A 23,554-nucleotide genomic window follows, 5' to 3' on the forward strand; every position below is an offset into this window, starting at 1 on the left:
ACGGCTTTTTTTCGCCGTCTTTACGGCTAAAAACCTCAACAGCTTGTATTTACTGAAATTGATCGGCAATCCGTGATTCTGGGGTCGCAATCCTGCCTGATGCGGTTAAAGTGGCATTATCACCGCATAATCTAAGGACACGGCCCCTGATGAAGCAGATTGACTGTATTTTGTTTGATTGCGACGGCACGCTGGTGGACAGCGAAGTGCTGTGCAGCAAAGCCTATGTGCACATGTTTGCCCACTTTGGCATTCACCTTTCGCTGGACGAGGTATTCAGGAAGTACAAAGGGGTAAAGCTGTACGAGATTATCGAACAGGTTAATGCGGAGCACGGCGTCGCCTTGCCAAAGGAAGAACTGGAGCCTTTGTACCGTCAGGAAGTGGCCCGTCTGTTTGACAGCGAACTGCAGCAAATTGCCGGTGCGCGCGAGCTGCTGGCGCAGGTGACAGTGCCAATGTGTACCGTGTCTAACGGCCCGGTCAGCAAAATGCAGCACTCGCTCGGCCTGACCAACATGCTGCACTATTTTGATGACCGGCTGTTCAGCGGCTATGACATTCAGCGCTGGAAACCGGACCCGGCGATCGTGTTTCACGCCGCTGAAAAAATGCAGGTTCCAGTGGCGCACTGCATCCTGGTAGACGACTCCGCCGCCGGTGCACAGGCGGGGATCGCCGCCGGGATCCCGGTATTTTACTTCTGCGCCGATCCGCACAACCAACCGATCGACCACCCGCTGGTCACCGCATTCGACGATTTGGCGCAATTACCTGCGCTGTGGCGTGAGCGCGGCTGGCAGTTGACTAGCTAGCCGGCAACGGCGGTTTATTGCGCCACCAGCGCCATGAGCGTTTCAACGCCCGGGTCTGCGGGCTAAAGCGGCGGTTGACCGCATTGGCCAGCAGATCCAGCGCCAGACAGAACACAAAGTACACCAGGGCGATAAACAGGAAGACCTCCATCGGGTACACCATGCTGCGGTTGTTGACCTGGGTCGCCAGAAACGTCAGCTCACCGACACCGACGATATAGGCCAGCGAAGTGTCCTTGATCAGCGAAATCCACTGGTTGATAAACGAAGGCACCATCATTCGCAACGCCTGCGGCAACACGATCATCCGTAGCGTTTGCCAACGGGTCAATCCCAGAGACAAACCCGCCTGCCACTGGCCGGGGCCAATAGCGATAATCCCCGCCTTCACCGCATGGGCCAAATAGGCCGAGGCGATCAGCGCCAATGCGCAAACTACGGTGGTGATTTCCGGAATATCCACACCAAAAACGATAGGCAGCAGGAAATAGGTCCAGAAAATCAGCATGATCACCGGGATGGCGCGGAAAAAACCCAGGAGCATGGCCAGCAACCCGGCCGCCACGCCGCGCGACATCGCCAGAGCCACCCCCAGCAAGGTGCCGATAATGGCCGAAGCCACGCCGGCCATCAGGCTGATCGCCAACGTCAGCGCTGCGCCCCCCAGCGGCCCGTCCGGCCAGGTGCCCCACAGCAGATAACCCAGATTGTCGTAAATGACGCTGAAATCCATCTTAATGCCCTCTCAGCGGTTTACGCTGCTGTCGCCACATACCCCAAGCTTCCAACAGGGCAATGATGGCGATGTACAGCACCGTCGCCACGCCAAACGCCTGGAAGGTGCGTAGCGTCTCGGTTTCCACCTGACGCGAAGCATAGGACAGTTCGGCAACGCCGATCGCCATGGTCAGCGAGGAGTTTTTTATCACGTTCATATACTGGCCCAGCAGCGGCGGCATGGCGATTTTCAGCGCCTGCGGCAGCACCACGTAGCGCATCGCCTGCCAGCCGGTTAATCCCAGCGCGTTGGCCGCATATTTTTGCCCACCGGCGACACCACGGATGCCGGAACGGATCTCTTCGGCGATAAAGGCACTGGAGTACAGCGTCAGGCCGAAAAAGCCGGCGAGAAATTCAAACGACGGCCACTCAAGCGGGCCGATTTGATGTGACGTATTCAGCCACTGCATGGCGGCGGACGGCAGGATCTGCCCGGCGGCGAAATACCAAAAGAACAGCTGCACCAGCAACGGCGTATTGCGAAACAACGAGCTATAACCCACCGCCAACCAGCGCAGTGTCCACAGGCGGCTGTCACGCATCACTGTCAGTAAGAACCCCAACAGCGTGGCGGCCAGGCTCGCGCAGGCGGAAAGCCACAGCGTCAGCAGGAAACCCTGCCACAGCCAGCTCAAATACTCCGGCGCCAGCAGCCAATCCAGATTCATGGTCAATCCTTGTCTTGCAAAATGCGTCAGGGGCGCAGCAAGCTGCGCCCCTCCAAACAGATTTCAGCCCGTGAAAATCAGGCCTTCGGCTGTTGATCCAAAGGCGCGATTTTGAAGTCGCCACGTGGCTGTGCGGTTTTGGTTTCCGGGCCAAACCAGCGATCGTAGATCTTCGCCGCTTCACCGTCTTTTTCCAGCTTGATCAACGTGTCGTTAACACTGGCGGTCAGGCGGTCTTCGCCCTTGGGAAGGCCCACCCCCTGATACTCTTTGGTAATGCTGAACGGCGATATCTCGAAATCTGCCTTTTGCGCCGCCGGCAGGTTGCCGAGCAGGCCCACCAGCTTGGCATCATCCTGAGTAATCGCCTGAACGTTGCCGTTGCGCAGGGCGACGAACGCCAGCGGAGTGTCGTCGTAAGAGATCACTTTGGCCGTCGGGTAATGTTCACGCAGGGTAATCTCCTGCACCGTGCCTTTGTCCGCGCCGATACGCAGTTTTTTGATATCTTCCGGCGTTTTCAGCACGCCTTTATGGGCGATAAATTTCTGGCCGGTAGCGAAGTACGGCACGCTGAAGTTCACTTCCTTGGCGCGCTCGTCAGTAATAGTGAAATTGGCGGCGATCAAATCGACCTTTTTCGATACCAGCAAAGGAATGCGGTTAGCCGGGTTAGTGGCACGCAGCTCCACCTTCACCCCCAACGCCTTACCGATCGCATCGGCGACATCAACATCATAGCCCACCAGCTTTTTGCTTTGCGGATCGATATAACCGAACGGAGGATTGCTGTCGAACACCGCGATACGCACTACGCCGGCTTTCTTGATGTCGTCGAGTTTGTCCGCATGCGCGGCACCGGTAGCGAGGCTGGTCAGGCTGGCTAACAAAGTTAAGGCCAAAACGCGATGTTTCATGAGTTGCTCCTAAGGGGTTGATGTCCTGCTGGCTGCTACGCTAGCAAGACCCACTTAGGTCAGGAAATAATATAAAACGCTATATTTATAACCTTTTTGTCTTTAAGGGTTTTAAACAGCATAAAGGCGCAGTCTTCTGCGCCTTTTAAGAGGTAACTCGAGGGGATATTACTCTTGTTTCTCGTCTTTACCGTCGGAGGACAACAGCTTTTCCAGCGCATCGCCACCAATATGACGGAAGTCCTGGCCTTTCACGAAATAGAAAATAAATTCGCAGATGTTCTGGCAACGGTCACCGATACGCTCGATTGAACGGGCGCAGAACAACGCAGTCAGTACGCTGGGAATGGTGCGCGTATCTTCCATCATGTAAGTCATCAACTGACGCACGATGCCTTCATATTCCTGATCGACCTTCCTGTCTTCGCGATAAATTCGGATCGCTTCATCCAGATCCATCCGCGCGAAGGCGTCCAGCACGTCATGCAGCATCTGCACGGTGTGGCGGCCCAGCGACTCCAGGCTGACCAACAGTGGCTGGTGCTGGTGCGAGAATTTTTCCAGCGCGGTACGGCAGATTTTATCCGCCACGTCGCCGATACGTTCCAGCTCGGAGATGGTTTTGATGATCGCCATCACCAGGCGCAGGTCGCTGGCGGTCGGCTGACGTTTGGCAATGATCCGCACACAGGCCTCGTCGATCGCCACTTCCATCATGTTGACCTTGGCATCGCCTTCGATCACCCGCTTGGCCAACTCACCGTCCTGGTTATGCATCGCGGTAATGGCGTCGGTCAGTTGCTGCTCCACCAGCCCGCCCATGGTCAACACCTGGGTGCGGATGTGCTCAAGTTCTGCGTTGAACTGGCCGGAAATGTGTTTATTTAAATTCAGGTTATCCATGATGCATCCTATCAACCATAACGGCCAGTGATGTAGTCTTCGGTCTGTTTTTTCTGTGGCGCGGTGAACAGGGTATCAGTATCACTGAACTCGATCAGTTCGCCCAGATACATAAAAGCCGTGGAGTCAGAGCAACGTGCGGCCTGCTGCATGTTGTGGGTTACGATCACCACGGTGTAGTCAGACTTCAGTTCGCTGATCAGCTCTTCAATTTTACCGGTGGAAATCGGATCCAGCGCCGAGCAGGGTTCATCCAGCAATAATACGTCCGGACGAATAGCGATGCCGCGGGCGATACACAGGCGCTGCTGCTGGCCGCCGGACAGGCTGTAACCGCTCTGGTGCAGCTTGTCCTTGGTTTCGTTCCACAGTGCCGCCTTGGTCAGAGCCCACTGCACGCGCTCATCCATGTCGGCACGCGACAGCTTTTCAAACAGACGCACACCGAAGGCGATATTGTCGTAAATCGACATCGGGAACGGCGTCGGCTTCTGGAACACCATGCCAACCTTGGCACGCAGCAGGGCAATATCCGAGTTGTCGGTCAGAATGTTCTGCCCATCCAGCAGGATGCCGCCTTCTGCGCGCTGCTCAGGGTACAACTGATACATCTTGTTGAAAGTACGCAGCAGCGTTGATTTGCCACAACCGGATGGGCCGATAAACGCGGTGACCTTGTTCTTGGCGATATCCAGCGTGATGTTTTTCAGCGCATGGAATTTGCCATAGTAGAAGTTCAGATCGCGTACCTGAATTTTGCTGCTGGAAGCGTCGTTAACCATACTCATCAAGACTTCTCTCTTTTCATCAGCGCCGCCAGGGCCGCGCTCAAAATTTTATGAATGCTTTTGCTTGGCGAAAACTACGCGCGCCAAGATATTCAGTACCAGTACACACAGGGTAATCAACAGCACCCCGGCCCAGGCCAGCTCTTGCCATTCGGCGAACGGGCTCATGGCGAATTTGAAAATGGTCACCGGCAGGTTGGCGATCGGCTGCATCAGATCGGTGCTCCAGAACTGATTCGACAGCGAGGTAAACAGCAGCGGTGCGGTTTCCCCGGCGATACGTGCAATCGCCAGCAGCACGCCGGTGATAATGCCGGAAACCGAGGCCTTCAGCGTGATGGCCGAAATCATGCGCCATTTCGGCGTACCCAGCGCGTAAGCCGCCTCACGCAGCGTATCCGGCACCAGTTTCAGCATGTTTTCAGTCGTTCGAATCACGATTGGCACCTGCAACAGCGCCAGTGCAATGATCCCGGCCCAGCCGGAGAAGTGCTGCATCTTCGCCACCACGATGGTGTAGACGAACAGGCCCACGACGATCGACGGTGCCGATAACAGGATGTCGTTAATAAAGCGGATGACTTCCGCCAGCCAGGATTTACGGCCGTATTCTGCCAGGTAAATGCCGGCCATAATGCCCAGCGGCGTGCCGAATACCGTCGCCCACATGATAAGCAGCCCGCTACCGGCGATGGCGTTAGCCAGGCCGCCACCCGCGGTGTTCGGCGGCGGGGTCATTTCGGTGAACAGCGCCAGCGACATGCCGTCGATGCCTTTGGTCACGGTGGAAAACAGGATCCACACCAGCCAGAACAGGCCAAACACCATGGTCGCCATCGACAAGAACAGTGCCAGACGGTTTTTCTGACGGCGCCAGGCCTGCATTTTGCGACGGCTTTCCAACAGCGCCAGGTTGTTTTGCATTTCCATAGTCGCCACGTTAGCGTCCCTCCTTCTTGGCCAGACGCATTACCATCAACTTCGACAGCGCCAGGACGATAAAGGTGATAACAAACAGGATCAGGCCCAGCTCCATCAACGCTGCGGTGTGAACCCCAGACTCCGCTTCGGCGAATTCGTTGGCCAGCGCAGAGGTAATACTGTTGCCCGGCATATACAGTGAGGCACTGTCGAGCTGGTAGGTGTTACCGATGATAAAGGTCACCGCCATGGTTTCCCCCAGCGCGCGGCCCAACCCCAGCATCACACCACCAATCACGCCATTCTTGGTAAACGGCAGCACGATACGCCAGATCACTTCCCAGGTGGTGCAGCCGATGCCATAGGCCGACTCTTTCATCATCACCGGGGTCTGTTCGAACACATCGCGCATCACGGCGGCGATGTAAGGAATAATCATAATCGCCAGGATCACCCCGGCAGCCAGAATACCGATACCAAACGCCGGGCCAGAGAACAACTCACCGACAATCGGAATGCCGGACAGCACATCACCAACCGGAGTCTGGAAATATTCGGCAAACAGCGGAGCAAACACGAACAGGCCCCACATGCCGTAAACGATACTTGGGATTGCCGCCAGCAGTTCAATGGCGATACCCAGTGGGCGTCGCAGCCAGTTTGGCGCCAGCTCAGTCAGGAACAGGGCAATACCAAAGCTGACGGGTACGGCGATAATCAGAGCGATCAGCGAGGTCACTACGGTGCCGTAGATGGGCACCAGCGCACCGAACTGTTCGGCAGGCGCGTCCCACTCTTTGGTCCACAGGAAGGAGAAGCCGAACTTCTGGATGCTCGGCCAGGAGGCGAAGATCAGCGAAACAATAATGCCGCCCAGCAACAATAGGGTAATCAGCGCTGCCAGTTTAACCAGCGCGCTGAAGATGACGTCACCATTTTTACTCGGTGCTTTCATGGTCGGCTTGTACTCAGCCATAGATTACTCTCTGTTTTAACCCTGGCAGGCCCAACATAGTCAGACCCTGAAAAACTGAGTGGGGCGCGCCGAATCACGCGCCCCTGCGTTGTTAGTACAGCGCTTTACCGGAACTGTCTTTTACGTTGGTTTTCCATGCTGCACGCACCTGCTCGACAACTTCTTTCGGCAGAGTGGCGTAATCCAGGTCATTAGCCTGCTTGGCGCCCGTTTTGTACGCCCAGTCAAAGAACTTCAGCACTTCGGTGCCCTGAGCCGGGTTTTTCTGCTCTTTGTGCACCAGGATGAAGGTGGTGGAGGTGATTGGCCAGGCGTTGTCGCCTTTCTGGTCAGTCAGGTCCTGTGCGAAGGTCTTGCTCCAGTCCACGCCTTTGGCAGCGGCGCTGAAGCTCTCTTCTGTCGGGCTAACCGCTTTGCCATCGGCAGAAATCAGCTTGGTGTAAGCCAGGTTGTTCTGCTTGGCGTAAGCATATTCCACGTAGCCGATAGAGCCTGGCAGACGCTGTACGAAGGCTGCGATACCGTCGTTACCCTTGCCGCCCAGACCGGTTGGCCAGTTAACGGTAGAGCCTGCGCCGATTTTCTCTTTCCACTGCGCGTTGGCTTTAGACAGGTAGCTGGTGAACACGAACGAGGTGCCTGAACCATCAGCACGACGGACAACGGCAATGTTCTGATCCGGCAGTTTGACGCCTGGGTTCAACTTGGTGATCGCCGGGTCGTTCCATTTCTTCACGTTACCCAGGTAGATATCGCCCAGAGTTTTACCGTCCAGGGTCAGTTCACCGGATTTGATGCCCGGGATGTTAACCGCCAGTACCACGCCACCGATCACGGTAGGGAACTGGAACAGACCATCAGCAGCCAGTTTTTCGTCAGTCAACGGTGCGTCAGAAGCACCAAAGTCAACGGTGTTGGCAATGATTTGCTTCACGCCGCCAGAAGAGCCGATGCCCTGATAGTTAACTTTGTTGCCAGTTTCTTTCTGATAAGAATCTGCCCACTTGGCATAAACCGGAGCGGGGAATGTCGCACCTGCACCGGTCAGGCTAGCAGCAGCGAACGCGGACACGGCGGTCAGGGAGAAAGTCGCTGCCACAATACTGGCGACGGTGGTACGCATCAGTTTCATAATCCCTCCTAATGGGATATTCAAAAATCGACTTCAAGTCGTTTTCATCAGAGTAAGTATTGCTGCAGGAGGGAAAATAGGACAGTTTGGTGACAGTAAAATGTACGAAATATGACAGTTATATTACAACGCAAGTATCGTGATAAGTATTCATTTAAAATCAGTCAATTAAAGATAAAAACACTCAGTAATTAATCAATAAAAAAACCCGTTCCAACTCACCTATCCGCTTGAATATGACAACTTTTATCCCTGCTGTCGCACCATTGTCATATTTGCTACAGCCATGAAAAAAGCCGGCACTGCGGCCGGCTTTTAGAGATTAACAGAAGCGAGTTACTCTACCGTGACAGACTTCGCCAGGTTACGCGGCTGGTCAACGTCGGTGCCTTTGATCAGCGCTACGTGGTAAGACAGCAGCTGCAACGGCACGGTGTAGAAGATCGGTGCCACAATTTCTTCGACGTGCGGCAACGGGATGATAGTCATACCTTCGCTGCTGACGAAACCAGCATCCTGATCGGCGAACACGTACAGTTGGCCACCGCGCGCGCGCACTTCTTCAATGTTGGACTTCAGCTTTTCCAACAGTTCGTTGTTCGGCGCTACCACGATCACCGGCATATCGGCATCGATCAACGCCAACGGGCCATGCTTTAGCTCACCGGCCGCATAGGCCTCTGCGTGAATATAGGAGATCTCTTTGAGCTTCAGTGCGCCTTCCATAGCAATCGGGTACTGATCGCCACGGCCGAGGAACAACGCGTGATGCTTGTCGGAGAAGCCTTCCGCCAGCGCTTCAATGTTTTTGTCCAGCGACAGCATCTGCTCGATACGCGCCGGCAACGCCTGCAGGCCGTGCACGATTTCATGCTCAACGCTTTCCGCCATGCCTTTCAGACGACCCAAACGCGCCACCAGCATCAACAGCACCGCAAGCTGGGTAGTAAATGCCTTGGTGGAGGCAACACCAATTTCGGTGCCAGCTTTGGTCATCAATGCCAGATCGGATTCACGTACCAGTGAAGAACCGGCCACGTTGCACACGGCTAACGAACCGAGGTAACCCAGCTCCTTCGACAGGCGCAGTGCCGCCAGCGTATCGGCAGTTTCACCGGACTGCGACAAGGTGATGATCAGACTGCCCGGACGCACGGCAGATTTGCGATAGCGAAATTCTGACGCGATTTCCACGTCGCAAGGCACGCCGGCCAGCGATTCGAACCAATAGCGGGCAACCATGCCGGAGTGGTAAGACGTCCCACAGGCAATGATTTGCACGTGCTGCACCTTCGCCAACAATTCGTCGGCACGCGGGCCCAGCTCGCTCAGGTTGATTTGGCCATGGCTGAAACGCCCTTCCAGGGTGTTCTTCAGCGCCAGCGGCTGTTCGTAGATCTCTTTTTGCATGTAGTGGCGGTAAGCGCCTTTGTCACCGGCGTCGTACTGTACCTGAGATTCGATTTCAGGACGCTCAACGGCGTTGCCCTGCTTATCGAAAATGTTGACGGTGCGGCGAGTCATCTCCACCACATCACCTTCTTCCAGGAAGATAAAGCGGCGGGTTACCGGCAACAATGCCAGTTGATCGGAAGCCAGGAAGTTTTCACCCACGCCACGGCCGATAACCAGTGGGCTGCCGGAACGCGCAGCCACCAGCACACTAGGGTCGCGGCTGTCCATCACCACGGTGCCGTATGCGCCACGCAACTGAGGGATCACGCGCTGAACCACTTCCAGTAAGGTGCCCCCCTGGCGCTGTTCCCAATGCACCAGGTGAGCAATCACCTCGGTATCGGTTTCAGAGCTGAAGTGATAACCGCGTTCGATCAGCAATTCACGCAGCGGTTCGTGGTTTTCGATGATACCGTTATGCACCACAGTAATGTAATCAGAAACATGCGGGTGCGCGTTAGCTTCGGTAGGTTCACCGTGCGTTGCCCAGCGAGTGTGAGCAATACCGGTGCCACCATGCAATTCATGTTGTTCAGCGGCTTCGGCCAATTTATTGACTTTGCCTACGCGGCGTAAGCGGCTGACGTTGCCTTCAGCATCCACCACCGCCAAACCGGCTGAGTCGTAGCCACGGTATTCAAGACGGCGTAACCCTTCCAACAGAATCTCTGCTATATCACGTTGCGCTACTGCGCCTACAATTCCACACATCAGTTGTATTCCTAATTAAACGCCTTTCGGGGCGCTTTCGATGTCTTGACCTGATTTTGCCGGTTTTTACCGTGCGTCCCCGAGCCTGTAGATGGTGGGGATTATTATGTTTTGTATTGGGTTCTTAAGCAGAACCCAACGCAAAACACACGGGTTACTTCTTCTTGGTTGGACGCTGCCAGCCTTGAATATGCACCTGCTTGACGCGGCTCAGCACCAGTTCATCCTCGCCGATATCACGGGTCACCGTAGTGCCTGCGGCAATGGTAGAACCTTTGCCGACAGACACTGGCGCCACCAGTTGGGTGTCGGAACCGACGAACACGCCGTCGCCGATAATGGTTTTATGCTTATTGGCGCCATCATAGTTACAGGTGATGGTACCGGCGCCAATATTCACATCATCGCCAATCTCGGCATCACCCAGGTAGCTCAGATGGCCCGCTTTAGAACCTTTGCCCAAACGCGCCTTTTTCATTTCGACGAAGTTGCCGACATGGGCACCCACCGCCAGCTCAGCGCCAGGACGCAAGCGGGCAAAGGGACCCACGGTGCATTCAGCTGCCAGCACGGCATCTTCCAGCACGCTGTACGGGCTGATTTCGCAGTCATCGCCGATCACGCAGTTTTTCAACACGCAGCCGGCACCGATTTTCACTCGATCCCCGAGCTTGACCGTGCCTTCAATAATGACGTTGACATCAATAGAGATGTCACGGCCGTGCACAAGTTCCCCGCGCAGGTCAAAACGCGCCGGATCCAGCAGCATTACGCCGGCCAACAGTAATTTTTCAGACTGTTCTGCCTGATAGATACGCTCAAGCCGCGACAGTTGCAGACGGTTATTCACGCCTTCCACTTCACTCAGGCGTGATGGATGCACGGCTTCAATTTTCTTGCCGTCGGCATGGGCCAGCGCAATGATATCGGTGATGTAGAATTCACCCTGTGCGTTGTTGTTGTTCAGCATCCCCAACCAGCGTTTGAGATCGCGGCCGTTGGCCACCAGGATACCGGTGTTGATTTCATTGATTTGGCGCTGGGCTTCGCTGGCATCTTTATGCTCAACAATCCCCACCACCTGGTCGTTCTCACGCACGATACGACCGTAACCGCTCGGGTCAGCCAGCTTCACCGTCAGCAGGCCAATGCCGCCCTGTGGCTTCGCGGCCATCAGACGCTGCAAAGTATCGACAGAAATCAGCGGGACGTCACCGTACAGCATCAGCACGTCTTCATCATCGGCAAAATGCGGTGCAGCCTGCTGCATGGCATGGCCGGTACCCAATTGCTCGGCCTGCAGCACCCAGTTCAGTGCACCGTCGGTCAGGGTATTTTTCAGCAAGTCGCCGCCATGGCCGTACACCAGATGGACGTTTTTCGCGCCCAGTTTCATCGCGGCATCAATGACGTGCTGCACCATCGGCTTTCCGGCCAACGGATGTAACACCTTGGGAAGATCGGAATACATGCGTGTTCCCTTGCCCGCGGCGAGGATCACCACACTCATTGCGCTGTTCGACATAAGCAACCTGATAACTCCATTTTAATAGACGAAAGTAGAACCGTTCTGTGTCGATATTACTACATATTTCTCTGCACGAACCCGGCTCAGGCCTTGGGGCACTAGGCACGCCGAAGTTAACGTTCTGGTAACCCGACGCCGGGGATAACTGTCGGCGATCGGCGACATTTCCAGCCTCTATTGAAGGTTATACCTCACAATGCCTGCCGGGGTATCAGGCTTATTTTAAAACAAAAAAAAAGCGACCCAATAGGCCGCTTTCTTAATTTTGGCTGCGTTATGCACGCGCCAAAATATTACATCGATCTTCTGGTGAGTTCGATAACGCGCAGTTTTGCGATCGCTTTCGCCAGTTCTGCAGATGCCTGAGCATAGTCGACATCGCCATGAGAGCTACTGATATGTTCTTCAGCTTTACGCTTAGCTTCCAGCGCTCTCGCTTCGTCGAGGTCCGTTCCACGGATAGCAGTGTCAGCCAACACGGTGACCACGCTCGGTTGTACCTCAAGGATACCGCCGGACAGGTAGATGAACTCTTCTTCACCGTGTTGTTTAACAATACGCACCATGCCAGGCTTGATGGCAGTCAGCAGCGGCGCATGACCAGGGAAAATCCCCAGTTCGCCTTCGCTACCTGTCACCTGGATCTTTTGCACCAGGCCGGAAAACATATGTTTTTCCGCGCTGACTACATCCAGATGGTAAGTCATAGCCATATCACCCTCCTCTCAAGACGTTACAGTTTCTTGGCTTTTTCCACTGCTTCTTCAATGGTGCCAACCATGTAGAACGCTTGTTCAGGCAGGTGGTCATAGTCGCCGTCCATAATGCCTTTGAAACCACGAATGGTGTCTTTCAGCGATACGAACTTGCCCGGAGAACCGGTGAAGACTTCTGCCACGAAGAACGGCTGAGACAGGAAGCGTTGGATTTTACGCGCACGGGATACGACCAGTTTGTCTTCTTCAGACAGCTCGTCCATACCCAAGATTGCGATAATATCTTTCAGTTCCTGATAGCGTTGCAGAATGGACTGCACGCCACGCGCTACATCGTAGTGCTCCTGGCCAACTACCAGCGGATCCAGCTGACGGCTGGTGGAATCCAGCGGGTCAACGGCCGGGTAGATACCCAGAGAAGCGATATTACGGCTCAGTACCACAGTTGCATCCAAGTGAGCAAAGGTGGTGGCTGGTGACGGGTCAGTCAAGTCATCCGCAGGGACGTAAACGGCCTGTACGGAGGTGATTGAACCGGTCTTGGTAGAGGTGATACGTTCTTGCAGAACACCCATCTCTTCCGCCAGCGTTGGCTGATAACCTACCGCCGATGGCATACGGCCCAGAAGTGCGGACACTTCGGTACCGGCCAGGGTATAACGGTAGATGTTATCAACGAACAGCAGAACGTCACGGCCTTCGTCACGGAATTTCTCCGCCATGGTCAGACCGGTCAGAGCAACGCGCAGACGGTTACCCGGTGGCTCGTTCATCTGGCCGTAAACCAGGGATACTTTGTCCAGTACGTTGGAGTCGTTCATTTCGTGGTAGAAGTCGTTACCCTCACGAGTACGCTCACCCACGCCTGCAAACACTGAATAACCGGAGTGCTCGATCGCGATGTTACGGATCAGCTCCATCATGTTTACGGTTTTACCAACGCCCGCACCACCGAACAGACCGACTTTACCCCCTTTGGCGAACGGGCAGATCAGGTCCATTACCTTGATACCGGTTTCCAGCAGATCCTGGGAGTTGGCCAAATCTTCGTAGCTTGGCGCCGGACGGTGAATCGCCCAACGTTCTTCTTCGCCGATATCGCCCTTCATGTCGATTGGTTCACCCAATACGTTCATGATACGGCCCAGGGTAGCTTTACCTACCGGTACTTCAATTGGGTGGTCCAGGTCAGTGACTTTCAGACCGCGACGCAGACCATCAGAGGTCCCCATTGCGATACAGCGAACCACGCCACCGCCCAACTGTTGCTGAACTTCCAGCACCAGCTTATTGGCACCGTTTTCTACCTCAAGAGCGTTGTACACTTTTGGTACGGCATCCTGAGGGAACTCGACGTCCACTACGGCGCCGATTACCTGGATAATCTTTCCAGTAGCCATCTTGAATCCTCTACGTAATTCGTAAACCTAGCTTAAACCGCGGAGGCTCCCGAAACGATCTCGGTGAGTTCCTGAGTGATGCTGGCCTGACGAGCCTTGTTGTATACCAACTGCAGCTCTTTGATCAGGCTACCGCCGTTATCGGTTGCGGCTTTCATCGCTACCATTCGTGCGGCCTGCTCGCTGGCCAGGTTTTCCACGACGCCCTGATAAACCTGAGATTCCACATAGCGACGCAGCAAGGTATCAAGCAGCACTTTTGGATCGGGTTCATACAGGTAATCCCAAGATTTTTTCTTCAGCTCACCGTCTTCGGCAGGCGGCAACGGCAGCAGCTGAACGATCTGTGGTTCTTGGGACATCGTATTGATAAATTTGTTACTGACAATGTACAGCTTGTCCAAACGACCTTCGTCGTAGGCTTGCAGCATCACTTTCACCGGTCCGATCAGCTCCGACAGGGAAGGGTTATCCCCCATGCCGGTGACCTGGGCAACCACGTTGCCACCCACGGAACCAAAGAAAGAAGCGGCTTTAGAGCCAATCAGTGCCAAATCAGTTTCGACACCTTTTTCGGACCAGCCTTTCATCTCTGCCAACAGCCGCTTGAACAGGTTAATGTTCAAGCCACCACAGAGACCACGGTCAGTAGACACCACCAGATACCCGACGCGCTTAACATCACGCTCATCCAGGTACGGGTGCTTATATTCCAGATTACCCAACGCAAGGTGACCAATCACTTTGCGCATGGTCTCTGCATAAGGACGGCTGGCCGCCATGCGTTCCTGCGATTTACGCATTTTGGAGGCGGCGACCATTTCCATCGCTTTAGTGATCTTTTGCGTGTTTTGCACGCTCGCGATCTTACTACGTATCTCTTTTGCGCCGGCCATGTCTGCTTCTCCTCATTGCCAGACGGCCTGCTGTCTTTCAACTGCAGGCCGCTGAGCGTTACCAGGACTGGGTTTTCTTGAAGGTCTCGAGGATGCCTTTCAGCTTGCCCTCGATCTCATCGTTGAAATTGCCAGTTTGGTTGATGTGGTTCAGCAACTCGGCATGCTCGCGGTCTGCGTAAGCAACCAGCGCGGCTTCGAAGCTCACGACTTTCGCGACTTCAACGTCGTTCAGGAAGCCACGTTCTGCGGCAAACAGCACCAGAGACTGTTGTGCGACGGACATCGGCGCATACTGTTTCTGTTTCAGCAGCTCGGTCACTTTCTGACCGTGGCTCAGCTGTTTGCGGGTCGCATCATCCAGATCGGAAGCGAACTGAGAGAACGCAGCCAGTTCACGATACTGTGCCAGCGCGGTACGAATACCACCGGACAGTTTTTTCATGATCTTGGTTTGCGCTGCACCGCCCACACGGGATACGGAGATACCCGGGTTAACTGCCGGACGAATACCGGAGTTAAACAGGTTGGATTCCAGGAAGATCTGACCATCGGTAATCGAGATTACGTTGGTCGGAACGAACGCGGAAACGTCACCCGCCTGAGTTTCAATGATCGGCAGAGCAGTCAGTGAACCGGTTTGGCCTTTGACTTCACCTTTGGTGAAGGCTTCAACGTATTCGGCGTTAACACGCGCAGCACGCTCCAGCAAACGGGAGTGGAGATAGAATACGTCGCCTGGGTAAGCTTCACGACCTGGTGGACGACGAAGCAGCAGGGAGATCTGACGGTAAGCAACGGCCTGTTTGGACAGGTCATCATAAACAATCAGCGCATCTTCACCGCGGTCACGGAAATATTCACCCATCGCACAACCGGCATATGGCGCCAGATATTGCAATGCAGCGGACTCAGACGCGGTAGCAACCACAACGATGGTGTTTGCCAGTGCGCCGTGCTCTTCCAGTTTGCGCACCACGTTAGCGATGGTGGACGCTTTCTGGCCGATAGCCACGTAAACACATTTGATGCCGGAATCGCGTTGGTTGATGATCGCATCGATCGCCAGGGCAGTTTTACCTGTCTGACGGTCACCGATCACCAGCTCACGCTGGCCACGGCCGATTGGGATCATGGCGTCAACAGATTTGTAGCCAGTTTGAACCGGCTGATCTACGGACTGACGCTCGATAACACCAGGGGCAATAGCTTCAACCGGGGAGAAACCGTCGTTATCAACCGGGCCTTTACCGTCGATAGGTGCGCCCAGGGTGTTAACTACACGGCCCAGCAGGCCACGGCCAACCGGAACTTCCAGAATACGGCCGGTGCATTTTACCTTCATGCCTTCGGCCAGATCCGCGTACGGACCCATGACCACAGCACCTACGGAGTCACGCTCCAGGTTCAATGCGATTGCGTAACGGTTGCCTGGCAGTGCGATCATTTCGCCCTGCATAACTTCGGCCAGACCGTGTACGCGGATGATCCCGTCACTGACGGAAACAATAGTACCTTCATTGTGAGCTTCGCTCACCACATTGAACTGAGCAATGCGCTGCTTGATCAGTTCGCTGATTTCGGTGGAATTCAGTTGCATGCTCCAGTCCCCTTAAGACTGCAAGACGTCTGTCAGGCGTTCAAGACGACCGCGAACGCTGCCATCAATCACCATATCGCCAGCACGGATAATTACGCCGGCCAGTACAGACTTGTCAATTTTGCAATTCAGCTTAACTTTGCGTGACAGACGTTTTTCCATCGCAGCGGCAATATTAGCCAGCTGTTTGTCGTTCAGTGCGCTCGCAGAGAGCACGTCGACTTCGACGGTGGATTCCAGCAAAGCGCGCAGTTCGATGAACTGCTGCAGCACCGCAGGAAGAACCAGTAAACGTCCATTTTCGGCCATTACACGGATAAAGTTCTGGCCATGTTCGTCGAGTTGTTCGCCACATACCGCGATGAACGTTCTGGACAGCGTCTCCGGTGCGACAGCACCAGCCAGCAGTTCAGAAATCTGTTCATTGCGAGTGACATCAGCAGCAAACGCCAGCATATCCTGCCAGCGATCCAAGCTTTGATGCTCAACGGCAAAGTCAAAAGCTGCTTTGGCGTAGGGGCGAGCTACAGTTACAAATTCAGACATCAGCCCCTCCCTCCTTACAGTTCAGCGACCAGTTTATCAACGATGTCGCTGTTAGCAGCTTCATCCACGGAACGTTCGATGATCTTCTCGGCGCCGGCAATTGCCAGCATCGCGACTTGCTTACGCAACTCTTCACGAGCGCGCTTACGTTCGGCTTCGATCTCAGCCTGAGCCTGCGCCACGATTTTGTTACGTTCCTGCTCGGCTTCGGCTTTCGCTTCATCCATGATCTGAGCTTTGCGTTTGTTTGCTTGCTCGATGATCACCTGAGCTTCTGCCTTGGCAGTTTTCAGCTGGTCGATCGCATTGGCTTGCGCTAAGTCCAAATCTTTTTTGGCACGTTCTGCAGAAGCGAGACCGTCAGCAATTTCTCCCTGACGCTTCTCGATGGCTGCCATGATCGGCGGCCATACGTACTTCATGCAGAACCAGACAAACAGAACGAACGCGATGGCCTGGCCGAGGATTGTTGCGTTAAGATTCACAGCACAATGCCTCTTTAAAAGTTAATAGTGTGGTTTCAGTGTAGAGAAAATCTCTACTTACGCGACAGCAAACATCACGTACAGACCCAGACCAACAGCGATCATCGGGATGGCGTCAACCAGACCCATAACGATAAAGAACTGTGTACGCAGCAAAGGAATCAGGTCAGGCTGACGTGCAGCGCCTTCCAAGAATTTACCACCCAGGATGCCGATACCGATCGCAGCACCGATTGCCGCTAAACCCATCATCACAGCGGCAGCCATGTACAGCAGATCCATACTCAGGTTTTCCATGACAGTCTCCAGTTTGTTTCAGTTTAAAAGTACAAGTGTTTTAAGAAAATCAGTGCTCTTCAGATGCCATCGAGAGATAGACAATCGTCAGAACCATGAAAATAAAGGCTTGAAGCGTAATGATCAGGATGTGGAAAATAGCCCAAGGCACATTCAGAAGCCACTGTGACCACCACGGCAACAAACCGGCAATCAGGATGAAGATCAACTCACCCGCATACATGTTGCCGAACAGTCGCAGGCCCAGTGAAACAGGCTTGGACAGCAGGCTGACACCTTCAAGAATCAGGTTGATTGGAATGAATAACGGATGGTTGAACGGCTGCATGGTTAACTCTTTAACGAACCCACCAACGCCTTTCATTTTGATGCTATAGAACAGAATCAGGATAAATACGCCCAACGCCATCGACAGTGTAATACTCACGTCTGCGGTAGGGACGACACGCAGTGCCGGCAAACCAAACACATGTTCGCCAATAAACGGCAGCAGATCGATTGGCAGCAGATCCATCATGTTCATCAGGAATACCCAGACAAACACGGTCAGCGCCAGCGGAGCAATAACCTTGCTCTTGCCGTGATACATATCACGAACGCTACTGTCGACGAACCCCATGATAAGTTCGACGGCAGTTTGAAGTTTCCCCGGTACACCGCTGGTGGCTGTATTGGCTACTTTCTTGAAAATAAACAAGAACAGCGCGCCCAACACCACAGAGAAGAACAATGAGTCAATGTTCAACGTCCAGAATGTCGGATTACCAGAGTGTGGTTCAACTAACTGAAAAGTACGCAGATCCAACTGAAGGTTATTCAGATGGTGGCTGATATAGTCCTTTGCAGTCCCATTTTCTCCAGATGCAGACATGATGCCTCTTACCCTTTTAGTTAAGTTCGGTAACTGTTAATCACGGCCGGTGCCACTATCTGCACCACTAACACCGCTAAATAGGTCAGGCCAAGCGGTATAAACGCCGCTTTAAACACCCCAAGCGCCACGATCAACAAAACTATGGTGATCAGGACCTTTAATCCCTCGCCGATGGCGAACGACCAGGCAACCCGACCGGGTGCCGGCGTCTGCGCCTGATGGCGCAAGGCAAACAGCATAAACATGGTACTCGGCAACCAGGCAGCGAGACCGCCCGCCAGTGCCGAACCGCTCCATTCCAGGCTTTTCAGACCGAAAGCAGCGCTGATCAGAACAAAAGTCATTAACTGCAGAAACAGCAATTTGCGAGCAACTTTTCCGCTGTAAAGGGACACAGACATGACGTTTGTTCTCTCCGTACCCCTGAGGAGGTATGCTGAGTGACGTATAAAACTGTCTTTACTGCTCTGAGTCAAGCAGCAAAAAACGAGCAAATTATACGGGGCATACCAACGAATTCAATCGATAAGTAGCGAAAAGGTGAACAATTATTTAAATTCCCCCATTTCAGGCTATTTTCACAAGAAAACGGTCGGAATAATAGGGCTCATTTAATTGTCTGATTATTCCAGTGTTACAGTAAGAAACGTGTAGTTGCTCACAATAATACCTATTTCTGATTTATAGCCCACGGCCAGCCAAAGCGTCTTTAGCAAATCGGGCGATCAAAAAGATATTATAAATCAGAATATTACAAGTTAACTGTTCAAAAACAATCCGTCTACCCGCTAAAAACCTTTTATTGACAGCTTCAGGGATAATATTCCAACAGCTAATTAACATTAGCAGCAAAGCAAGATCCTTCACTTATGGTTGCTAACGCAACTATTACGACCTGCAATTACCCTATTGTCGCCAATCGGTGGCTATTTTGGTGTTAATAAAAAGTAAATTAACTAAAAAAACCACCTATTGATTAGCCTGCTTACTTTAACCACTGGCACTATCTTTTAATTCGCGCTTACTTGATCAAAAACAAACTCAGTTTGCCTTAAGGATCACCAGATGGCGTTCACCTTCGAGTTCAGGTACCTGCAGACGTACTACCGATTCCAACTCGATGCCTTCCGGCAACTGCGTCAGCTCTTCGTCTGGGCGCACCCCTTTCAACGCGTAGAAACGCCCCTGCCCTTTTGCCGGCAAGTGATGACACCAGGACAGCATATCCTGCAGTGAGGCGAAGGCGCGGCTGATGACGCCGTCAAACGGCGGCTCCGCAGGAAACGCCTCAACGCGGCTCTGAACCGGCTCAACGTTGGTCAACCCCAGTTCATGCTGCACCTGACGCAGGAAGCGCACACGCTTACCCAGGCTGTCCAGCAAGGTAAAATGGGAATCAGGGCGAACAATTGCCAGCGGAATGCCTGGCAAGCCGGGGCCGGTGCCCACGTCGATAAAACGCTTACCCTGCAGATGCGGGTTAACTACGATGCTGTCGAGAATATGGCGAACCAGCATTTGCTGCGGATCGCGCACCGAAGTGAGGTTATACGCCTTGTTCCACTTATCCAGCATGCCGACATAGCCCAGCAACTGCTGTTTTTGCCGATCGGGAAGCGTAATGCCTGCCGCTTTGAGCAACGAATCTAATTTTTTCTGCACAATGAGTCCTTAGACTGGCGCACAACGGCAAGCCAGGTAGGGGCTGCCCAAGAAGGTGACCATAATAATTCAGGCCAGAAACGATGTCAGCGGCCGTTTGCTGATCAAATAATCAAACGGCCGCCTAAAAACAGGATTTATGCGCTGCGGCGGAGCAGCCCCTGCTTTTTCAACCAAATAAGTAGAATTGAGATCGCCGCCGGCGTAATGCCTGAAATGCGGGAAGCCTGGCCGATAGAATTCGGCTTGTGGTCATTCAACTTGGCGATCACTTCATTCGACAGGCCGGAAACCTGCTGGTAATCAAGATCCAACGGCAGCACGGTGTTTTCATTGCGCTGCTGTTTTTCGATCTCTTCCTGCTGACGAGCAATATAACCTTCGTATTTTACCTGGATCTCAACCTGCTCGGCTGCCTGGGTATCGGCCAGCGGCGGCGCAAATGCCGCGACGGAGGTCAATTGCGTGTAATCCATTTCCGGGCGGCGCAGCAGTTCTTCACCGTTGGCTTCACGCGACAGCGGTGCTTTCAGCAGCGCGTTCACCTGCTCGACGTTTTCGGCGTGCGGGTGCATCCAGATGTCGCGCAAGCGCTGACGCTCCTGTTCGATGTGCTCGAGTTTTTCGCTAAAGCGAGCCCAGCGGGCATCGTCCACCAGGCCCAGTTCACGGCCCTTTTCCGTCAGACGCAGATCGGCATTGTCTTCACGTAACATCAGGCGGTATTCGGCACGTGAAGTAAACATGCGGTACGGCTCTTTGGTACCCAGGGTGCTGAGGTCGTCCACCAGCACGCCCAGATAAGCCTGATCGCGGCGTGGCGACCAGCCTTCGTCTTCATTGGCGTAGCGTCCGGCATTCAGGCCGGCCAACAGGCCTTGCGCTGCAGCCTCTTCGTAACCGGTGGTGCCGTTGATCTGGCCGGCGAAGAACAGGCCCTGAATAAATTTGCTTTCCAGTGTCGGCTTCAAATCACGAGGATCGAAGAAATCATATTCGATGGCATAGCCAGGTCGAATGATTCGGGCATTCTGCATGCCTTCCATCGAACGAACAATCTGCATCTGTACGTCAAACGGCAGGCTGGTGGAGATGCCGTTTGGATAAATTTCATTGCTGGTCAGGCCTTCCGGCTCGAGGAAGATCTGGTGTGCGTTACGATCGGCAAAACGCATCACCTTATCTTCGATCGACGGGCAGTAACGCGGGCCGATCCCTTCGATGATCCCGGCATACATCGGGCTGCGATCGAGGTTATTACGGATCACATCATGGGTTTTTTCATTGGTATAGGTGATGTAACACGCCATTTGCTCAGGGTGTTGCCCGGCGTTGCCCATGAACGAGAACACCGGGATCGGTGTATCACCGTGTTGAGGTGCCAATACGCTGAAATCTATGCTGCGGGCATCGATACGCGGCGGTGTGCCGGTTTTCAGTCGGTTGACACGCAAAGGCAATTCACGCAGTCGCTGTGACAGTGAGATCGACGGCGGATCTCCGGCACGGCCACCGCTGTAGTTCTCCAGACCAATGTGGATCTTGCCGTCCAGGAAGGTCCCTACGGTCAGTACCACCGCTTTGGCGCGGAATTTCAGCCCCATTTGGGTCACAGCACCGACAACGCGATCGTTTTCCACGATCAGATCTTCGACCGGTTGCTGGAAGATCATCAGATTGGGCTGGTTCTCCAGGGCAGTACGTACCGCTTGGCGATACAGTACTCGGTCAGCCTGAGCTCGGGTGGCTCGTACCGCAGGGCCTTTGCTGGCGTTTAGTATCCTAAACTGGATACCCGCATGGTCGATCGCCGTGGCCATCAGGCCGCCAAGTGCATCAATTTCCTTAACCAGATGCCCTTTACCAATACCGCCAATCGCCGGGTTGCAAGACATTTGCCCCAGCGTATCGATATTGTGAGTCAGTAATAAAGTCTGACGTCCCATACGTGCCGCAGCCATAGCGGCTTCGGTACCGGCATGGCCACCACCGATGATGATGACGTCAAATTGCTCTGGATAAAACATGGAACTGCACCTCGTCGTATTGCGAACGATCGTTGTTTGCCCTGGGGTGGAGGATTCTACTCAAGTTTAGTCGATCGACCAAGTGGTCAGGATCCTTGAGTAATTAAAAGAAGATCTTTTTATTTAAAGATCTCTTTATTAGATCTCTTATTAGGATCGCGATCTTCTGTGGATAAGTGATTATTCGCGATTGAGATCAGCTAATTAAGGAGGATCGTTAGCTGTGAATGATCGGTGATCCTATGGCTTATAAGCTGGGATCTAAATGGCATGTTATGCACAGGACAAAAAGCGACCTAAGGTTGTTATTGGGATAACTACCGGTTTTACCCTGCTTTTAAGCATAGTTATCCACAATCGTTCGGGTGATCTTTGAACAAATTAGAGTAAATTAATCCAATTTTTCACCCATTCCTCAGCTGGATCCTCAGGAATTTCGTGTTCAGTCACGTCGATCTCGAGCCGATCGCCGATCCTTTTTGCTCCACGAGCGATCAGAAGATCGTCGATCCGCTGGATCGCGCCACAGAAAGTATCGTATTCAGAGCTGCCCAAACCGACTGCGCCGAACTGCACCTGAGACAAGTCAGGAAGCTGTTCTTCTATTTGTTCCAGCAGCGGTTGCAGGTTATCCGGTAAATCCCCGGCGCCATGGGTCGAAGACACCACCAGCCAGCGTCCGGACAGGGTCAGTTCATCCAATTCAGGGCCGTGCAGCGTCTCGGTAGTAAAGCCTGCGGCCTCCAGCTTTTCAGCCAGGTGCTCGGCTACGTACTCGGCACTGCCAAGCGTACTGCCACTGATCAGAGTAATGTCTGCCATGAAATGAATGATCCCAGCCTTCTCAAAGTGGCAGCATTGTACGCTGTGAATCGGCTGGGATCTACCTGTGGATAATATGGGTATAGTAAATAGTTGGCTAGGGGGTGATGGTACGCATGATGGGGTTCTGCAGCGAGATCAGGGTTTCCGTAGACTGGATCTCGTCTATCGTCTGGATCTTGTTGATAAGTACTTGTTGCAGCGCATCTATCGAGCGGCACATTACTTTGATAAACACGCTGTAGTGGCCGGTGGTGTAATAGGCCTCAACCACCTCCTCCAGACTTTCGAGCTTTTTCAATGCGGAAGGATAGTCTTTGGCACTCTTTAATATAATGCCGATAAAACAGCAGACGTCGTAACCCAGGCGTTTGGGGTTCACGTCTACCCGTGCACCGGTGATGATACCGGCCTGTTTCATCTTCTCCACTCGTACATGAATGGTGCCGGGGCTGACGGCAAAGTTCTTCGCCAGTTCGGCATAAGGCGTGCGCGCGTTTTCCATCAAGGCATTAAGGATGCCGCGATCGAGATTATCGATCTGATAATTTTCAGCCATTTAATCCCCCACTAATTGCTGATTGTTGAATTATTACCGCATAAAAATGAACGATTAAAAGTGAAAAGGCAATATT

General features: G+C 53.5%; 24 protein-coding genes. 1 reads left to right on the forward strand and 23 read right to left on the reverse strand.

Annotated elements, in window-relative coordinates:
- Positions 1–149: 149 nt before the first annotated feature.
- Positions 150–815: a 6-phosphogluconate phosphatase gene (gene yieH / locus OCH02_RS21365; RefSeq protein ID WP_261432863.1), complete on the forward strand. Its 666-nt coding sequence runs from the start codon at positions 150–152 to the stop codon at positions 813–815.
- Here yieH and OCH02_RS21370 read toward each other — a convergent pair.
- The 23 genes from OCH02_RS21370 to asnC all read right to left on the reverse strand — a co-directional run bounded on the left by OCH02_RS21370 (position 808) and on the right by asnC (position 23,478).
- Entirely contained in the window at positions 808–1,548 is a 741-nt protein-coding gene (locus OCH02_RS21370; protein WP_153858589.1) for an amino acid ABC transporter permease, read from the reverse strand. The genes yieH and OCH02_RS21370 overlap by 8 nt on opposite strands.
- A 1-nt stretch (position 1,549) precedes the next feature.
- Positions 1,550–2,263 carry an amino acid ABC transporter permease gene (locus tag OCH02_RS21375; RefSeq protein WP_261432864.1) on the reverse strand — a complete coding sequence of 238 codons (714 nt, stop codon included), beginning with the start codon at positions 2,261–2,263 and terminating at the stop codon, positions 1,550–1,552.
- Between the two features lie 77 nt (positions 2,264–2,340).
- A complete protein-coding gene (locus OCH02_RS21380) occupies positions 2,341–3,180 on the reverse strand; it encodes an ABC transporter substrate-binding protein (protein ID WP_261432865.1) in 840 nt (279 codons plus the stop codon).
- 168 nt (positions 3,181–3,348) lie between these two features.
- Positions 3,349–4,083 (reverse strand): phosphate signaling complex protein PhoU, encoded by a 735-nt coding sequence (phoU, locus tag OCH02_RS21385; RefSeq protein ID WP_261432866.1) that lies wholly within the window; start codon positions 4,081–4,083, stop codon positions 3,349–3,351.
- Between the two features lie 11 nt (positions 4,084–4,094).
- The gene (pstB, locus tag OCH02_RS21390) at positions 4,095–4,871 is read right to left on the reverse strand and encodes a phosphate ABC transporter ATP-binding protein PstB (protein WP_012004491.1); all 777 of its coding nucleotides are present in this window, start codon (positions 4,869–4,871) and stop codon (positions 4,095–4,097) included.
- Between the two features lie 48 nt (positions 4,872–4,919).
- Positions 4,920–5,810, reverse strand: a complete 891-nt coding sequence (gene pstA, locus OCH02_RS21395; RefSeq protein WP_153858586.1) for a phosphate ABC transporter permease PstA — start codon at positions 5,808–5,810, stop codon at positions 4,920–4,922.
- Between the two features lies 1 nt (position 5,811).
- Positions 5,812–6,768, reverse strand: a complete 957-nt coding sequence (gene pstC, locus OCH02_RS21400) for a phosphate ABC transporter permease PstC (protein WP_012004489.1) — start codon at positions 6,766–6,768, stop codon at positions 5,812–5,814.
- A 91-nt stretch (positions 6,769–6,859) separates the two neighbouring features.
- Positions 6,860–7,900 carry a phosphate ABC transporter substrate-binding protein PstS gene (gene pstS, locus OCH02_RS21405; RefSeq protein ID WP_261432867.1) on the reverse strand — a complete coding sequence of 347 codons (1,041 nt, stop codon included), beginning with the start codon at positions 7,898–7,900 and terminating at the stop codon, positions 6,860–6,862.
- A gap of 336 nt (positions 7,901–8,236) precedes the next feature.
- Complete coding sequence (glmS, locus tag OCH02_RS21410) at positions 8,237–10,066, reverse strand: glutamine--fructose-6-phosphate transaminase (isomerizing) (protein ID WP_153858537.1); 1,830 nt, start codon at positions 10,064–10,066, stop codon at positions 8,237–8,239.
- A gap of 154 nt (positions 10,067–10,220) precedes the next feature.
- On the reverse strand, positions 10,221–11,591 hold the full coding sequence (gene glmU / locus OCH02_RS21415) for a bifunctional UDP-N-acetylglucosamine diphosphorylase/glucosamine-1-phosphate N-acetyltransferase GlmU (RefSeq protein WP_261432868.1): 1,371 nt from the start codon (positions 11,589–11,591) through the stop codon (positions 10,221–10,223).
- 296 nt (positions 11,592–11,887) lie between these two features.
- Positions 11,888–12,307, reverse strand: a complete 420-nt coding sequence (locus OCH02_RS21420; RefSeq protein WP_004950490.1) for a F0F1 ATP synthase subunit epsilon — start codon at positions 12,305–12,307, stop codon at positions 11,888–11,890.
- Positions 12,308–12,327: 20 nt separating this feature from the next.
- On the reverse strand, positions 12,328–13,710 hold the full coding sequence (gene atpD / locus OCH02_RS21425; RefSeq protein ID WP_012004485.1) for a F0F1 ATP synthase subunit beta: 1,383 nt from the start codon (positions 13,708–13,710) through the stop codon (positions 12,328–12,330).
- Positions 13,711–13,742: 32 nt separating this feature from the next.
- A complete protein-coding gene (gene atpG / locus OCH02_RS21430) occupies positions 13,743–14,606 on the reverse strand; it encodes a F0F1 ATP synthase subunit gamma (RefSeq protein WP_012004484.1) in 864 nt (287 codons plus the stop codon).
- 58 nt (positions 14,607–14,664) lie between these two features.
- On the reverse strand, positions 14,665–16,206 hold the full coding sequence (gene atpA / locus OCH02_RS21435) for a F0F1 ATP synthase subunit alpha (protein ID WP_012004483.1): 1,542 nt from the start codon (positions 16,204–16,206) through the stop codon (positions 14,665–14,667).
- A gap of 12 nt (positions 16,207–16,218) precedes the next feature.
- Entirely contained in the window at positions 16,219–16,752 is a 534-nt protein-coding gene (atpH, locus tag OCH02_RS21440; protein WP_174354831.1) for a F0F1 ATP synthase subunit delta, read from the reverse strand.
- Positions 16,753–16,766: 14 nt separating this feature from the next.
- Positions 16,767–17,237, reverse strand: a complete 471-nt coding sequence (gene atpF, locus OCH02_RS21445) for a F0F1 ATP synthase subunit B (protein ID WP_261432869.1) — start codon at positions 17,235–17,237, stop codon at positions 16,767–16,769.
- A 57-nt stretch (positions 17,238–17,294) separates the two neighbouring features.
- Positions 17,295–17,534, reverse strand: coding sequence for a F0F1 ATP synthase subunit C (atpE, locus tag OCH02_RS21450; RefSeq protein WP_004093904.1), 240 nt, complete (start codon positions 17,532–17,534; stop codon positions 17,295–17,297).
- A gap of 49 nt (positions 17,535–17,583) precedes the next feature.
- A complete protein-coding gene (atpB, locus tag OCH02_RS21455) occupies positions 17,584–18,405 on the reverse strand; it encodes a F0F1 ATP synthase subunit A (protein WP_135314551.1) in 822 nt (273 codons plus the stop codon).
- A 20-nt stretch (positions 18,406–18,425) separates the two neighbouring features.
- On the reverse strand, positions 18,426–18,809 hold the full coding sequence (gene atpI / locus OCH02_RS21460; RefSeq protein ID WP_037421253.1) for a F0F1 ATP synthase subunit I: 384 nt from the start codon (positions 18,807–18,809) through the stop codon (positions 18,426–18,428).
- 640 nt (positions 18,810–19,449) lie between these two features.
- On the reverse strand, positions 19,450–20,070 hold the full coding sequence (rsmG, locus tag OCH02_RS21465) for a 16S rRNA (guanine(527)-N(7))-methyltransferase RsmG (protein ID WP_261432870.1): 621 nt from the start codon (positions 20,068–20,070) through the stop codon (positions 19,450–19,452).
- A gap of 137 nt (positions 20,071–20,207) precedes the next feature.
- Positions 20,208–22,097: a tRNA uridine-5-carboxymethylaminomethyl(34) synthesis enzyme MnmG gene (mnmG, locus tag OCH02_RS21470; protein WP_012147575.1), complete on the reverse strand. Its 1,890-nt coding sequence runs from the start codon at positions 22,095–22,097 to the stop codon at positions 20,208–20,210.
- 381 nt (positions 22,098–22,478) lie between these two features.
- Positions 22,479–22,919 (reverse strand): FMN-binding protein MioC, encoded by a 441-nt coding sequence (gene mioC, locus OCH02_RS21475; RefSeq protein ID WP_012147574.1) that lies wholly within the window; start codon positions 22,917–22,919, stop codon positions 22,479–22,481.
- A gap of 97 nt (positions 22,920–23,016) precedes the next feature.
- Positions 23,017–23,478, reverse strand: a complete 462-nt coding sequence (gene asnC, locus OCH02_RS21480; RefSeq protein WP_004950461.1) for a transcriptional regulator AsnC — start codon at positions 23,476–23,478, stop codon at positions 23,017–23,019.
- Positions 23,479–23,554 lie beyond the last annotated feature (76 nt).

Source organism: Serratia quinivorans (assembly GCF_946227985.1).
GTDB classification, from domain to species: domain Bacteria; phylum Pseudomonadota; class Gammaproteobacteria; order Enterobacterales; family Enterobacteriaceae; genus Serratia; species Serratia quinivorans_A.

Excerpts from the sequence above, each read along its gene's own strand:
- mioC (WP_012147574.1), bottom strand. The coding sequence starts at position 22,919 with ATGGCAGACATTACTCTGATCAGTGGCAGTACGCTTGGCAGTGCCGAG.
- OCH02_RS21420 (WP_004950490.1), bottom strand. The coding sequence starts at position 12,307 with ATGGCTATGACTTACCATCTGGATGTAGTCAGCGCGGAAAAACATATG.
- atpA (WP_012004483.1), bottom strand. The coding sequence starts at position 16,206 with ATGCAACTGAATTCCACCGAAATCAGCGAACTGATCAAGCAGCGCATT.
- mnmG (WP_012147575.1), bottom strand. The coding sequence starts at position 22,097 with ATGTTTTATCCAGAGCAATTTGACGTCATCATCATCGGTGGTGGCCAT.
- pstC (WP_012004489.1), bottom strand. The coding sequence starts at position 6,768 with ATGGCTGAGTACAAGCCGACCATGAAAGCACCGAGTAAAAATGGTGAC.
- yieH (WP_261432863.1), top strand. The coding sequence starts at position 150 with ATGAAGCAGATTGACTGTATTTTGTTTGATTGCGACGGCACGCTGGTG.
- phoU (WP_261432866.1), bottom strand. The coding sequence starts at position 4,083 with ATGGATAACCTGAATTTAAATAAACACATTTCCGGCCAGTTCAACGCA.
- OCH02_RS21375 (WP_261432864.1), bottom strand. The coding sequence starts at position 2,263 with ATGAATCTGGATTGGCTGCTGGCGCCGGAGTATTTGAGCTGGCTGTGG.
- atpH (WP_174354831.1), bottom strand. The coding sequence starts at position 16,752 with ATGTCTGAATTTGTAACTGTAGCTCGCCCCTACGCCAAAGCAGCTTTT.
- atpG (WP_012004484.1), bottom strand. The coding sequence starts at position 14,606 with ATGGCCGGCGCAAAAGAGATACGTAGTAAGATCGCGAGCGTGCAAAAC.
- atpE (WP_004093904.1), bottom strand. The coding sequence starts at position 17,534 with ATGGAAAACCTGAGTATGGATCTGCTGTACATGGCTGCCGCTGTGATG.
- asnC (WP_004950461.1), bottom strand. The coding sequence starts at position 23,478 with ATGGCTGAAAATTATCAGATCGATAATCTCGATCGCGGCATCCTTAAT.
- glmU (WP_261432868.1), bottom strand. The coding sequence starts at position 11,591 with ATGTCGAACAGCGCAATGAGTGTGGTGATCCTCGCCGCGGGCAAGGGA.
- pstB (WP_012004491.1), bottom strand. The coding sequence starts at position 4,871 with ATGAGTATGGTTAACGACGCTTCCAGCAGCAAAATTCAGGTACGCGAT.
- atpI (WP_037421253.1), bottom strand. The coding sequence starts at position 18,809 with ATGTCTGTGTCCCTTTACAGCGGAAAAGTTGCTCGCAAATTGCTGTTT.
- atpD (WP_012004485.1), bottom strand. The coding sequence starts at position 13,710 with ATGGCTACTGGAAAGATTATCCAGGTAATCGGCGCCGTAGTGGACGTC.
- OCH02_RS21380 (WP_261432865.1), bottom strand. The coding sequence starts at position 3,180 with ATGAAACATCGCGTTTTGGCCTTAACTTTGTTAGCCAGCCTGACCAGC.
- pstS (WP_261432867.1), bottom strand. The coding sequence starts at position 7,900 with ATGAAACTGATGCGTACCACCGTCGCCAGTATTGTGGCAGCGACTTTC.
- atpB (WP_135314551.1), bottom strand. The coding sequence starts at position 18,405 with ATGTCTGCATCTGGAGAAAATGGGACTGCAAAGGACTATATCAGCCAC.
- glmS (WP_153858537.1), bottom strand. The coding sequence starts at position 10,066 with ATGTGTGGAATTGTAGGCGCAGTAGCGCAACGTGATATAGCAGAGATT.
- OCH02_RS21370 (WP_153858589.1), bottom strand. The coding sequence starts at position 1,548 with ATGGATTTCAGCGTCATTTACGACAATCTGGGTTATCTGCTGTGGGGC.